This is a genomic window from Nonomuraea sp. NPDC047529 (assembly GCF_040642995.1).
Lineage (GTDB): Bacteria > Actinomycetota > Actinomycetes > Streptosporangiales > Streptosporangiaceae > Nonomuraea.
Genome location: NZ_JBEYTJ010000016.1, coordinates 59,229 through 70,866 on the forward strand (window position 1 = coordinate 59,229; position 11,638 = coordinate 70,866).

At 70.1% G+C, this 11,638-nt stretch carries 15 protein-coding genes; 9 read left to right on the forward strand and 6 right to left on the reverse strand.

What is annotated here, in order from left to right; all coding sequences use genetic code 11:
• Window positions 1-27: 27 nt before the first annotated feature.
• Window positions 28-474 carry a YbaB/EbfC family nucleoid-associated protein gene (locus tag ABZ815_RS24960; protein WP_357701763.1) on the forward strand — a complete coding sequence of 149 codons (447 nt, stop codon included), beginning with the start codon at window positions 28-30 and terminating at the stop codon, window positions 472-474.
• A 1-nt stretch (window position 475) separates the two neighbouring features.
• On the opposite strand, the gene ABZ815_RS24965 is transcribed toward ABZ815_RS24960, so the two are convergent.
• From ABZ815_RS24965 to ABZ815_RS24975, 3 genes are all read right to left on the reverse strand, one after another.
• Entirely contained in the window at window positions 476-1,156 is a 681-nt protein-coding gene (locus tag ABZ815_RS24965; protein WP_357701765.1) for a hypothetical protein, read from the reverse strand.
• A gap of 5 nt (window positions 1,157-1,161) precedes the next feature.
• Complete coding sequence (locus ABZ815_RS24970) at window positions 1,162-2,334, reverse strand: hypothetical protein (protein WP_357701767.1); 1,173 nt, start codon at window positions 2,332-2,334, stop codon at window positions 1,162-1,164.
• A gap of 100 nt (window positions 2,335-2,434) precedes the next feature.
• The gene (locus ABZ815_RS24975; RefSeq protein ID WP_357701769.1) at window positions 2,435-2,854 is read right to left on the reverse strand and encodes a hypothetical protein; all 420 of its coding nucleotides are present in this window, start codon (window positions 2,852-2,854) and stop codon (window positions 2,435-2,437) included.
• Between the two features lie 175 nt (window positions 2,855-3,029).
• Here ABZ815_RS24975 and ABZ815_RS24980 point away from each other — a divergent pair, with 175 nt between their 5' ends.
• The 6 genes from ABZ815_RS24980 to ABZ815_RS25005 all read left to right on the forward strand — a co-directional run bounded on the left by ABZ815_RS24980 (window position 3,030) and on the right by ABZ815_RS25005 (window position 7,349).
• Entirely contained in the window at window positions 3,030-3,452 is a 423-nt protein-coding gene (locus ABZ815_RS24980; protein ID WP_357701771.1) for a WXG100 family type VII secretion target, read from the forward strand.
• A 24-nt stretch (window positions 3,453-3,476) separates the two neighbouring features.
• Window positions 3,477-3,782, forward strand: a complete 306-nt coding sequence (locus tag ABZ815_RS24985; RefSeq protein WP_357701773.1) for a WXG100 family type VII secretion target — start codon at window positions 3,477-3,479, stop codon at window positions 3,780-3,782.
• Between the two features lie 68 nt (window positions 3,783-3,850).
• Window positions 3,851-4,231, forward strand: a complete 381-nt coding sequence (locus ABZ815_RS24990) for a hypothetical protein (RefSeq protein ID WP_357701775.1) — start codon at window positions 3,851-3,853, stop codon at window positions 4,229-4,231.
• A complete protein-coding gene (locus ABZ815_RS24995; RefSeq protein ID WP_357701777.1) occupies window positions 4,228-5,523 on the forward strand; it encodes a hypothetical protein in 1,296 nt (431 codons plus the stop codon). Before ABZ815_RS24990 ends, ABZ815_RS24995 begins: the two co-directional genes overlap by 4 nt.
• Entirely contained in the window at window positions 5,520-6,581 is a 1,062-nt protein-coding gene (locus ABZ815_RS25000) for a hypothetical protein (RefSeq protein ID WP_357701778.1), read from the forward strand. Before ABZ815_RS24995 ends, ABZ815_RS25000 begins: the two co-directional genes overlap by 4 nt.
• Window positions 6,582-7,349 carry a WXG100 family type VII secretion target gene (locus ABZ815_RS25005; RefSeq protein WP_357701780.1) on the forward strand — a complete coding sequence of 256 codons (768 nt, stop codon included), beginning with the start codon at window positions 6,582-6,584 and terminating at the stop codon, window positions 7,347-7,349.
• An 11-nt stretch (window positions 7,350-7,360) separates the two neighbouring features.
• Here ABZ815_RS25005 and eccB read toward each other — a convergent pair whose 3' ends face one another.
• The gene (gene eccB / locus ABZ815_RS25010) at window positions 7,361-8,794 is read right to left on the reverse strand and encodes a type VII secretion protein EccB (protein WP_357701782.1); all 1,434 of its coding nucleotides are present in this window, start codon (window positions 8,792-8,794) and stop codon (window positions 7,361-7,363) included.
• Window positions 8,795-8,880: 86 nt separating this feature from the next.
• Here eccB and ABZ815_RS25015 point away from each other — a divergent pair, with 86 nt between their 5' ends.
• The gene (locus tag ABZ815_RS25015) at window positions 8,881-9,351 is read left to right on the forward strand and encodes a hypothetical protein (RefSeq protein ID WP_357701784.1); all 471 of its coding nucleotides are present in this window, start codon (window positions 8,881-8,883) and stop codon (window positions 9,349-9,351) included.
• Entirely contained in the window at window positions 9,336-10,613 is a 1,278-nt protein-coding gene (locus ABZ815_RS25020) for a WXG100 family type VII secretion target (protein WP_357701786.1), read from the forward strand. Before ABZ815_RS25015 ends, ABZ815_RS25020 begins: the two co-directional genes overlap by 16 nt.
• On the opposite strand, the gene ABZ815_RS25025 is transcribed toward ABZ815_RS25020, so the two are convergent.
• Both ABZ815_RS25025 and ABZ815_RS25030 read right to left on the reverse strand, forming a co-directional pair.
• The gene (locus ABZ815_RS25025; RefSeq protein ID WP_357701788.1) at window positions 10,610-11,176 is read right to left on the reverse strand and encodes a hypothetical protein; all 567 of its coding nucleotides are present in this window, start codon (window positions 11,174-11,176) and stop codon (window positions 10,610-10,612) included. The genes ABZ815_RS25020 and ABZ815_RS25025 overlap by 4 nt on opposite strands.
• On the reverse strand, window positions 11,173-11,634 hold the full coding sequence (locus ABZ815_RS25030) for a hypothetical protein (protein WP_357701790.1): 462 nt from the start codon (window positions 11,632-11,634) through the stop codon (window positions 11,173-11,175). The genes ABZ815_RS25025 and ABZ815_RS25030 overlap by 4 nt, the downstream gene beginning before the upstream one ends.
• Window positions 11,635-11,638: the final 4 nt, after the last annotated feature.

Consider the following 11,638-nt stretch of genomic DNA (forward strand, 5'->3'; position numbering starts at 1 on the left):
GGCCGTTTCGAGCGGAGGAGTGAGGCTGTGCAGGAATTCGGAGACTTCGCGAACATCGACATCGAGAAGTTGCTCAAGGGGGCCGACCAGCAGTTCGCCCGCATGGAGGAGTTCCAGGAGAAGATGGACTCCTTCGTCGGACGGGCCCAGGACGAGCAGGGGCTGGTCACCGTCGAGTGCGGCCACGAGGGCGTCCGCGAGCTGCAACTGCACCCCAAGGGCCTGCGGTTGTCGTCCGGCGAGCTGGCCGACCTCATCAAGACGGCGCTGAACGACGCCACCGCCGACCTGCAGCGGCAGGTCGCCGAGGGCATGAGCGAGACGTTCGGCGACTCCGAGGACAACCCCATGACGTACCTCAGGAACCCGGACGCCGCGCTGAACCAGATCAAGGAGGCGGAGTCCGCCTACAACCGCACGTTCGAGGACGTGATGGGCGAACTCGACCGCATCCGGCGGCGGCTGGAGTTGTGAGCTAGGCCGGGCGCTGCGTGGGCAGGTCGGCGATGACGACCTGCTCGAAGGCGGGCGCGTCCTTGCCGGTGAGCGTGACCGCCTCCGACATGCCCGTGTCCTTGAAGGCGGACATCAGCCCGCTCGCCACCCAGGCCAGGGTGGCGGCCGCGCCGTACGCCACGAGCATCTTGGACAGGAACCGCCTGAGCGCCCCCTGCGCCCGCACGGCCGCCGAGGCCGCCAGCGGACTGCCCGGGAAGAAGTGCCCGGCGGCCGAGAGGCCCAGCAACAACCCGCCCAGGGTGACGGACGACACCGCACCCGTCTGGGACAGCTTCGCGAGCTGGTCGAGGGCGTGGGCCAGCTCCTTGTACACGCCGCCGGTCTTGGCCACCTCAAGGGTGAACCTCTCGGCCACCTTCTCCATCTCGGGCCGGGCCATCTGCTCCCAGTCCTGGCTGGAGACCCCGGCGATGAGCTGCCGTACGCTCTCCTTCGCCTGCTCGACCTCGTGCGTCGCGGCGCGCACCTCGTGGGCCGTGCCGCGGATGTCCTCGGGGCTGGACAACATCGTGCCGATCAGCGCGGCGCACATCTTGCAGACGACGGAGAGCGCCACGTTGGTCTTCATCATGGCGCCCGCGTTGCAGAAGGCCACGGCCATCGTGTAGAGGTTCGTGCCGTTGCGGTGTTGGTCCATGGTCCCTACTTCTTCGGCGTGCTCTTGGCGTTGGCGTCCCTGATGACCTTGGCGCCCTCGTTGAGCTGGGTCTGCCAGCGGCCGAGCTGGTTCTTGGCGTGCTTGAGGTAGTCGGCGGCGGAGTTGCGGGCCGCGTCGTAGGCGCCGTCGAAGGCGAACTTCCCGACCAGGCCGAAGCCCGGGAAGCCGGGGGTGGCGCCTCTGACCATGCGTTCCACCGCCCTGAACCGGTCTCCCGGCGTGTGCGTACCCCCCGCCTGCGTCGGGGCGAGGCTCTGGCCCAGCCGTTCCATGGCCTCCGGGCGGGCCTTGCGCCAGTCGCCGGACACGCCGCCGTCGCTCAGCGCGGTCGCCTTCGGGTCCTGGGGGCGTTCCCTGCCTGAGCCGTCCTTGTTCGCGGCGGCGGCGGGGGTGGTGGGGGTGGCGGCGGTGGGGTCCGGGGTCGCGCCGCTCGGCATCCCGCCGCCGCCGCCCGCCGGGGTGGTCGCCTTGGGGGATTTCTCGGGGTCGTCCGCCTTGGGGGTGGTGGCCGTGGGGGGTTTCGCGACGTCGGGCGCCTTCGCGGTGTCCTCGGGGGTGGTCGCGGCCGGCCGGTCGGGCGTCGGCTCTCCGGACGACGGGGTCCCCTCGGGCCGGTCGGGGGTCGTGGGCGACGGAGGGCGCTCGGCGTCGGGGGTGCCGGCGCCCTCGGAGTCGGCGGGCGGCCCCGGCGCGGTCGATCCGGGTGTCTCGGAGTCGCCGGGTGGGGTGGGCGTCTCGGGGTCGGGGGAGGGATCCGAGGGGGTGGAGTCGGAAGGTCTGGTTTCCAGGATGGGCGGGCTCTGGGTGGCCGGGTCGTCCTCGGTGGCCGGGGTGTCCTCGCGGGCGGGGTCCGTCGGGTCGGTGGAGGGCGGATCGTGTGGCTCGGGTGGGGTGCCGTCGCCGGAGATCTCGACGAGGTCGCCCGGGTTCCCCGGCTCCACGGCGCCGTCGTCCGGCCGGTGCTCGCCGTCGTCCGCGACCTCCTGGACGTACGGCTCCCGTCCGAGGCCGGCGACGGCCGTCAGAGGAGCGACCTGTCCGGGCTCACCCGTGTCTCCGTCGCTCGTGACGACCGTGGCGGACATGCGCTCGGTCACCGCCGAGTCCTCGGCCGTGGTCCAGTTGACAAGGCTGTCGATGCTTCCGAACTCGGCCATCCGCGCCCCCAAAGCCTGTGACCCGCCCAAATGATCAGAAACACTAACCGCGTGAACGGTCAGCCGTACAGGTCGGCCGTCGCGGGCCCGCCCGCGGGTCTCAGCCGATGCGTTCGTACGCGCCGCCGGAGTCGGCGGTCCTGACGCCGCCGGAGAACTTCACCCAGGACCCGGTCGGCGCGGCGTGGTAGACCGGCACGGTGTGCAGCGGGGTGATCTCCTCGTTCTTCACCACGCCCGCGCCCTTCACGTCCACCGCGGACCAGACCATGCCGCGCGTGCCCACGTCCTTGGTCTTGAACGTCACCGCGCAGGCGTTCTGCTTGCCGGGGTTGTACAGCAGGTAGGCGACGCCGCCGGCGAACGCGGCCTGGCGCTGGACGGTGTACCCCGGGCCACAGACGACGGCGGGCGTCTCGGCCGCCTGGCGGGACGCCGAGGCGGTGGTGGCGGTGAGGACCGCCGTCGTGCCGAGCACGGTCGCGATGACCGCACCGGCCATTCTCTTCGTGATTCTCACGTTCTTCAGCTCCGAAGGAGTCGAAAGGCGATTTGTCCGAGGGGCAATCCTGTGATGCCGGGTTCTTCGCGTCTTTAGCACAGAGCGCAGAATGTTTTGGCATTGAGCGCAGATTTCTTCTCGGCGACCGGACGGTTGTGATCGCTGGGACGGGTGGTGGTTAACATGCGAGTCGATGTTGTTTCGCAGGGTTCGCCTTTTTCATGTCGGCCAACCGGTATGCGAGACAAGGAAATGTCCACTCGGAGGTCCAGTGGCACTGTACGGAGCAAGTCCGACGCAGCTGACCAACGCTGCCGGGTACTGCGAGGACACCGCGCAGTACATCGAAGGCATGCGCCAGCGCGTTCAGACGATCAAGGGCGACCTGACCACCCAGGGGTGGCGGGGCGGCGCGGCCCAGAAGTTCAGCCACGCCCTCGACGAGTGGGACGTCGAGTTCAAAGCCGTGATCAAGATCCTTGAGGACATCCACGACCGGCTCAACATGGGCGCCGGGGTCTACCGGAACGCCGCCGACGAGAACATGGAGCTGTCGGGGTCCCTGGCCAGGGACGGCTTCACGGGCCGGATCGACAACGTCATCAACAGCAACTAGCCGGCCGACGCCACGGAGATCCCAGTGACCGTTCCCGATGATCACACATACGTCAAGTTCGGCAGCATGGAGCAGGCCTACGAGGAGCTCAAGAAGGTCGTGACCGAGCTCGACAAGGTCACCGACGACCTGTTCGCCGACATCAAGAAGGAGCTCGCCGCCAGCTGGGAAGGCGAGGCCGAGCAGTTCTTCAACACCAAGAAGGACCAGTGGGACGCCCACGAACGGGCCATGGGCAGGCAGCTCTTCGAGGCCGCCACCGCGGTCAACATCGCCAAGGGCAACTACGAGGCCGCCGAGCGGCGCAACATCGCCATCTGGACGGACTGACGCGCCTACGCCTCCCGGTCGCCGCGGCCACGTGGTGACCGGGGTCTCGTATCAGCAGGGGTGAGCCGATGGGCAACCAGGAACCCGAACCACGAACCGACCCGCTGGGCATCCCGGCGCACACGGCCGACAAGTTCCAGGGCGACGGCAGGGTGCACGAACCCTCCGTGATGCGGTCGATCGCCGAGGCTCTGTCGAAGAATCTGCAGGCCATGGAGAAGCCGGGCGTCAGCGGGCGCACCCTGGCCGACGTCCAGCCCGGCGCCGCCCAGTTCGGCGAGTGGATCGACGCCAAGGTGTTCGGCTCGACCGCGGGCAGGGACGGCGCGGGGCAGAAGTTCGGCCAGGTCTACGCCGAGTTCGTGGAGGCGTACAAGAGCGTCATCGCCGCGATCGAGGCGAGCGCCGGCAACCACGCCGAGGCGGACACCCGGAACGAGGGCGGGTGACCATGGCCGGCGCCGGCTCCAGGCGTAAGACGCTCGTCCTCCGGGGCGACCAGGTCCCCTCCGGCGAGACGGAGGTCCATCCGAAGGCGGAGATCCAGCGCCTGCTGGCGACGTCACAGCCGGACCTGGTCAAACTCGCCGGATCCACCTACATCAGCACGGCCGAGGCGGTCCTCAACGCGGTCGTCGGGATCGAGGACGAAGCGGGCCGGATCCTCACCATCTGGAAGGGGCCGGACGCCGACCGGGCCCGCATCGCGCTCGAACTCCTGTACGCCACCGGCAACGAGCTGGCACACAAACTCGCGGAGATGGGCCGCAGCCTGGAGGGCTACGCCGACTCCATCCCCGTGGCCATCGCCGAGGTCGAAGGCATCAAACTGGACAAGAACGACCCGGACGTCCAGGAGGTCGTACGGGTCCACCGGGCGCTGTACGGGCTCGACCGGCAGGGGGACGACGAGGCCAACGCCGTCGCCCTGCTGGAGAACATGCGGGCGCAGGCGGCGCTGCGGAAGCTCAACGAGAAGATCCGCGACCTGCATCTCGGCTCGGTCCCGTACGACATCACCTACGAGCTGCCGGCCGTCACGGTCCCGGGCGGCCCGCTCGCCACGACGAGCGTCGCCTACGGCGGGACGGGCGGGAGCGAGTCGCCCACGACCGGCGCGGGCGCCCCGGACAGGACGGGCACGGGCGAGGGGGGCACGACAGGCGCCGGCGACCCGGGCGCGCCGGACCAGATCCCCCCGGACGGCGAGGACGACGCCGCTCCGGGGACGCCCCCCGGCGAGCAGCCCGCCAGCGGGGACGCACCTGGCCAACACCCCGGCGACCAGGCCGGCAACACCGGCACAGGCACAGACACGGGCACGGGCACGGAGGACGGCACCACCCCGCCGGTGATCGGCGCCCAGGACAGGACCGAGCTCGACGACGCCACGCCCGAGGCCGACCCGGTCCGGACCGAGAGCTCGGCCTACCAGCCCACGGTCGGCGAGCGTCCTCCTCTCGTGGTGACCCCCAACACGACTGCGGCGCCGGTCGCGACGAACCAGCCCGTGCCGTCGGTGATCGGTTCGCCGAACAGCGCGTACACACCCGGCGGGCGGCTCGGGGTGATGCGCGGCGGCAGTGCGGCGGGCCTGTCCGGCACGCCGTTCCTCCCGATGACGGGCGGCGCGGGCCCGATCGGGGACGCGGGCGGAGACCTGGAGCGCACCACGTACCTGTCGGAGGACAGGTCGGCCTGGAACGGCAACCATGACGTGACGGATCCGGTGATCAGGTGAGCGACCAGCAGAAGAACGGCGCCGGCGCGCAGCCGACCGGGCAGCAGCCGACCGGGCAGCAGCCCTACGGCCAGTACGGCATCCCGATGAGCACCCAGGTGCCGCTGCCGTCGTCGGGCATCTCCTTCACGGACGGCGCGCTCAACGCGGCGAGCGGCCAGATCAACGGACAGACCGCGATCATCGACGCGCTGCGGGCCAAGTCCGGCCACATGGGGGTGCCCTTCCCCGCTTTCGGCGTGATCGGCTACGGGCTCACCCGGGCCCATGACAGGGCGATCTCGGCCCAGTCCACCGCCCTGGAGCGGGGCAAGAAGGCGCTGCAGAGCTGGCAGGCCGCGCTGAAGGCGGCCGACGCCAACTACCACAAGGCCGAGGAGGAGAACGCCGGCCTGTACCGCAAGGACCAGGACTACGACCCGACCGGCGGCGGAGTGCCGACCCCGAAGATGCCCGAATCGCCGGACCTGAACATGCCGGACGCCGACCTGCCCGATGGCGACCTTCCGGACGCCGACCTGCCCGTCACGGACCGGCCGGATACCGAGCTGCCCGGCACGGACCTGCCCAACGGTGGCCTGCCGGACGCCGACCGGCCCGGGAGCGACCTTCCCGGCACCGACCTGCCGGGGATCGACCGGCCGGACTCCGGCCTGTCCGGCGCCGGTGATCCGAACATGAAGGTCCCCGACATCGACTCGGCGATCAACTCGCCGCGGGACACGACCGGCCTGTCGTCGTACGACCCCAGGGCCCTGAACGGGAAGCCGAACCCGAACCTGACCGACCTGAGCACCCGGCCGGGGACCACATGGGGGTCGCCGACCGGCAACGGCGCGGGCTCGGGCGGTGGCGCCGCCGGTCCGAGAGTGCCCGGCATGGGCACGTCCGGGGGGATGGGCAGCGGCATGCCGATGATGCCCATGATGCCGATGGCCGGTTCGGGCAACGGCCTCGACGAACGCGACCGGCAGGAAGGCTCGCTGCTGTCGGAGGACGAGGGCGTCTGGGAGGACGACGAGGACATCGCCCCCGAGATCATCGGCAAGGAGACGTAGATGAGCTACGAGGCGGACAAGGGCCTTTACTGGAAAGCGGCCGCCACCGCCTCGGGTGCGGCGTTACTGATCAGGCGCCCATGGGCCTACTACATCGTGCTCATGATCGGGCTCATGGTCTCCGACCCGGGTCAGATGTCGGCGTCGTCCAAGACCTGGCGCACCACCGACAACGGCGGGACGACGTCCGAACTGGACGCGCTGGAGGCGCAGCTCAAAGAGCTGCGGGCCACGCTCACCGGCTCGGGGGCCACCTGGGAGGGCACGGCACGGGAGCAGTTCGACAAGGCGTACGACGACTTCACCAAATCCTTGAACACTCTCAGGTCGACGCGGAACAGCGCCGGCGAGGCCGTCGACCAGACCGCGAAGTTGTACCACGTGGGGGCGCTCACCTGCGTCTGCGTGGCCGGATACCTGGTGCTCTACGCCATGACGTTGTTGGTGCTTCGCCACAGCGTCTACGGCAACTTCATCGCCCACGCGCTCGACCTCAAAGTCAGCAGGACCACGACCACGTCGATGAAGAAGGTGCTGATCAAGCACGGCATCGCGGTCACCGTCCTCGGCACCCTGTTCTACCAGGCCGTCCAGCAGTCCGAGGCCAGCGGGAAGTTGTTCCCCACGATGAAGGGCATACCGAACGAGCTCGACACCCTGAAGTCCGGCGACCTGCCGGAGTTCAGCACCGCCGCGCTCGAGTACAGCGTGGAGACCCACTCGCTGATGCCCAAGCAGGACACGCAGGCCGGTTTCCCCCGTACCTGAGCGGACAGGCTTCAGGACCGGCCGGGGAGGCGTTCGGACGACGTCTCCCCGACGGGCTTCCGCGCGGCGGCGGGGTCCAGGAGCGGGCCCTCCGGGATGAGCCGCAGCAGATGCGCGGGCACCGGCGCCACCTGGGCGGCGTCGTAGCCCAGCGTGCCGACGAGGTCGGGGGAGGCCAGCCGGAATCGTCTGCCCTCGTCGGTGATGAGGGAGTACTCGTGGATGGCGTCGATCTGGCCTTCACCCGAGAGCTGACCTGCCAGCGCCGCGCCGCCGGGCGGCAGCAGCACCTGGTCGACGCGGTCGGGGTTGCCGCTGCTCGGCGGCTTCGGGATGGCCAAGGTCGCCCCGGTCGTCAGCCGTGCCCGGACCGAGCCCCTGACCGTGTCGGCGTACACCGCGCACAGAGGGGCGTCCGCCGCCGGGGCGCGGAAGCGCGGCATGGTGGTCGGCAGCCCGCCGCCCAGGAGGCGGAGGGCCGACATCTTGGCGGCGTTGACGGTGGCGGCGTCCACGGCGATCGGGCGTACCCGGCCGCGGCCGTAGGCGATCTTGGTGTCCGGGTCCTGGAGCAGGAGCGTCGCCTGCGTGTGGGTGACGGGCGCGAGGCCGTCGGCGAGCAGCACGTACCAGCGTTCCGGCACCCCCGGGACGGCGGCCGGCGTGAAGACCTGCCCCACCCGCGCGGGCGAGCCGCCGGGGCCCGGCACCCGCTTGCCACGCTGCGCGATCGCCGGCGCGGCGAAGTCGGGGCCCGCGGGGATGGAGTTCACCCAGGAGATCGGCACGCGGCGCGGCGCCTGGTCGGTGAGCCGGCGCGGGCTCCTGACCAGCATGCGGTAGTTGTTCCACAACACCCAGTTCTGCTGCCCGTCGTCGACGAGCAGCGCGTCGGTGCCCACCGGCGTGCCACCGACGTCGATCCCGCCCAGCAGCGTGACGTACGGACGGCGGACCCCTGTCGCGTCCTGCTGTTCGACCACGCAGACCGTCCAGGGAGATCTGACCAGCTTCTGGGGCTTCGGCAGCGAGTCGGGCGCGCCCGAGATGCCGACCTTCTGCCCCCGTGCGAAGCCGGCCAGCGACTCCGCCGACACCGTACGGACCTTGATCTCCTGGCTGTCCAGCAGGAGCCTGGCGGAGACGTAGTTCTCCACCGGCTGGAGCTTGCCGTCGCTCTGGTTGTAGACGTAGGAGGCGCCGGTCTCCTCCTCCACCAGCAGCTGGCCCGCCTCCTTGAGCTTGGTGGCGCCGCCGGGGCTGAGCATGCCCCAGATCCCGAACCCGGCCGTGATCAGCACCAGCAGGAGGATGCCGGCGAACGTCGCCACGTTGTACCGCCGCATGGGGGACTCGGGCAGGTCCGGCTCGCCCTGAAGCAGTGCCAGTCCCAGGCGCTGGGTCATCAGTTTGTGCGCCTGATAGAGATCCTTTCGGGTCTGCATGACGGACAATGTTACGCAGGTTCCGAAAGAAATTTAACGAGGGTGGATATCACGCTTTTATACGGCTGAGGAGACTAGTAGGCTCCTTGATCAACCACATGCGGGAGGCTGTCATGGCACCAACCGACAATGGTTGGCATTTGGAGCAGAGCTGGCCGGGTCTGGTCGCCGACAGGGACGGCGTCGAATACAGTTCCACCGAACTCGAAAAGGTCGCCAACGCCTTTTGGGAGAAGCTGCCGGAGGTTTACGGCAGCGACCCGACCGGACAACGGTCGCCCAGGAACGCCGGCCAGGGGTCCAGTCCTGACGTGGCTCAGCTCGGCCAGTTGCTGAACACGTTCGCCGAGCCACTGGAGAGGATCCAGAGCTGGGACGGCGGCAGGAACTTCGCCGCGACCCTGAAGCAGAGCCACCAGGGGCTGACCCAGGTGTACCACGAGGTCAACCAGAAGCTGGCGCTCGCGTTCGCGCTCATCGACGCCGGCGCGGGCAACTACAAGCGGGCGGACGCGGCGATCGCGGTGAGCAAGGACATGGGATGGCAGGAGACCTGACAGCCGACCACGCGATGCGCCCCGCCGGGAGCGTGTCCTTCTCCGTCAACACCCACCAAAGCGTGGCGGCGGTCAAGGACCTGATCACGGACCTCACCCCGCAGACCCTCGAGACCGCGGCGGCGACCTACCGGATGGCCGCGGACCGGCTCACCTCGATGAACGAGACCCTGGTCTCGGGGGCGACCCAGATGGCCAAGTACTGGGAGGGGGCCTCGTCGGTGGAGGCGCAGCAGTCGCTGCGCACCCTGCACGCCACCATCCGCGAGCTGGCGGCGAAGTTCAGGGCGATGAGCGGGCCGCTGGAGGGGCTCGCCAAGCGGCTCAAGGAACACCAGAACTTCGTGAACCACAAGTTCGGCGCCTGGAGCCAATCCGACGGAAGAACCTGGGACGACGACTTCCCCGGCGTGTACATGACGATGGACAAGGGGCTCGAACTGGGCTCGCAGAACCACCTCGCCGGTCAGCACCTGCGGCTGCTCAACAATGACCTGCGCAAGGTCTTCGAGGAGTTGCCGGCCAGCCTCCGCAAGGTCGTGCCCGACCTCAAGCCGCCCACCGTCCCCGCTGCCGACGAAGGTCCGGGCGGTGAGAAGGAGGACTACAAGATCGATCCGACCCCTTACAAGGATCCGGGCGGCGACCCGGGGGCCGACGACTTCGACTTCGACGACATCACGTCCGACGACACGGGCCCGTCCGGCGTGCCAGACGACACCCTCGACACGGGCGGCGGCTCCCCGGAGTCCGGGACCGACGTTCCCGGCACGGACGGCCGTGATCCGGACGGAACCTACCCCGGCGTCGCGGGTCCGGGCGGCAGCGGCCCGGACGGCGTCGACCGGACCGGCGCGTACCCGAGCGGCGGCGCCGGCCCGGACACCGCCGCCGGGACCCCGGGCATGGGCGGCCTGCCGGACGTTCCCGGTTCGACGACCACCCTGGAGGACTTCCAGCGCCCGGCCGGCTGGGGCTCGGACACGTCCGTCCCGAAGGGGGGCTCCCCCAACCCGTTCACGGGCACCGGGAGCGGCAACGGCACCGGTGCCGGTGTCGGCGGCAACCTGCTGACCGGCCCGGGCGGCCTTCCGCTCACCTCCAGGTCCGCGTCGGCGATCGGCAGCGGCATGCCGTTCATGCCGATGTCCGGCGGGGGCGCGCACGAGTCGGAGGACAAGGAGAACAGCACCTGGCTGCACGAGGACGACGACGTCTGGGGCAACGACCCGGGCGATGCCGTCTCCGGCAGAATCGGCTAACCCGCAGAGGACCGGCGCAGCTCCCGCAGCGTGCGTGCGGCGACGGCCTGGCTCACCGCCGGACATCGGAAGTCCTGTGCCACGATGTGCGCGCAGAGCTCCTCGTCCGGCCGGATGCCGTGCTCCTCCAGGTAGTAGGTGACGGTGTCCGTCCAGACCCAGGTGCCGTCGGTCCGGAAGCTGAGCGGCACCACCGCGCCGCGCGCCGGGTCGAGCCGATCGAGGTCGAGATTCGCCGTGGAGAGAACGGCCGCGCCGGCCCTCAGGTAGTCGACCAGCCGCGGGTCCCGCACCCGCGGACGGTCGGGCAGGAAGTACGGCACGCCGTCCCTGACCCCGTCGAAGACCCTGGCCACCGAGATCTCCGGAACGATCTCCACGTAGCCGTCGCTCCAGCCGCGCAACCCGTCGAACGCCTCGGCCGGGCTCCACTCCCGCGCGGCGGCCATCGCCTCGATCAACGACCGGACGTCGGCCGAGCTGTACTCCACCTGGTCCCCGGCCCGCGTCACCCTGCCGATGACCGTGCCGGAGGCGATGACGACCACCTTGAGCGTGCTCATGCGCCGCTCACCTGGACGAACCCCGCCTGCCCGAGACTCGACAACAAGGAGAGGTCGTCCGTGGGGTCGATCCAGACGATCTCCCCGGTGGGCCTTGGCGGCGGGCAGAGCGTGGTGACGAGCACGAGCGGCACGGCCGCGGTCCAGTGCTCGACCAGGGGCATCCGCGCGCGGTCGGTCAGGATCACCTCACGCTCTCCGTCCGTGCAGTCGCCGAACCGTCCTGCCGCCGCCAGCCCGGCCTGCAGCCGCGCCGCGGCGGCGAGCGCGTAACGTTCCCTGTCCTCCAGGGTGCCGGCATAGCCGGGGATCAGCTCCGTGATCAGTTCGGCGGGCTCGTCGCCGTAGATCCGCCACCAGCCGTCGATGACCTCGTAGGCGTACGGCGTGCCGTCGGCCCTGGCCGGGGGTGTCGGCGGCGCCTCGGCCGCCGACGTGTTCCTGACGCGTACGCTCATCTCG

Bases quoted from the DNA above. Each gene is read 5' to 3' on its own strand.
- ABZ815_RS24965 (WP_357701765.1), bottom strand. From the start codon at position 1,156: ATGGACCAACACCGCAACGGCACGAACCTCTACACGATGGCCGTGGCC.
- ABZ815_RS24970 (WP_357701767.1), bottom strand. From the start codon at position 2,334: ATGGCCGAGTTCGGAAGCATCGACAGCCTTGTCAACTGGACCACGGCC.
- ABZ815_RS24980 (WP_357701771.1), top strand. From the start codon at position 3,030: ATGTTGTTTCGCAGGGTTCGCCTTTTTCATGTCGGCCAACCGGTATGC.
- ABZ815_RS24990 (WP_357701775.1), top strand. From the start codon at position 3,851: ATGGGCAACCAGGAACCCGAACCACGAACCGACCCGCTGGGCATCCCG.
- ABZ815_RS25005 (WP_357701780.1), top strand. From the start codon at position 6,582: ATGAGCTACGAGGCGGACAAGGGCCTTTACTGGAAAGCGGCCGCCACC.
- eccB (WP_357701782.1), bottom strand. From the start codon at position 8,794: ATGCAGACCCGAAAGGATCTCTATCAGGCGCACAAACTGATGACCCAG.
- ABZ815_RS25020 (WP_357701786.1), top strand. From the start codon at position 9,336: ATGGCAGGAGACCTGACAGCCGACCACGCGATGCGCCCCGCCGGGAGC.
- ABZ815_RS25025 (WP_357701788.1), bottom strand. From the start codon at position 11,176: ATGAGCACGCTCAAGGTGGTCGTCATCGCCTCCGGCACGGTCATCGGC.
- ABZ815_RS25030 (WP_357701790.1), bottom strand. From the start codon at position 11,634: ATGAGCGTACGCGTCAGGAACACGTCGGCGGCCGAGGCGCCGCCGACA.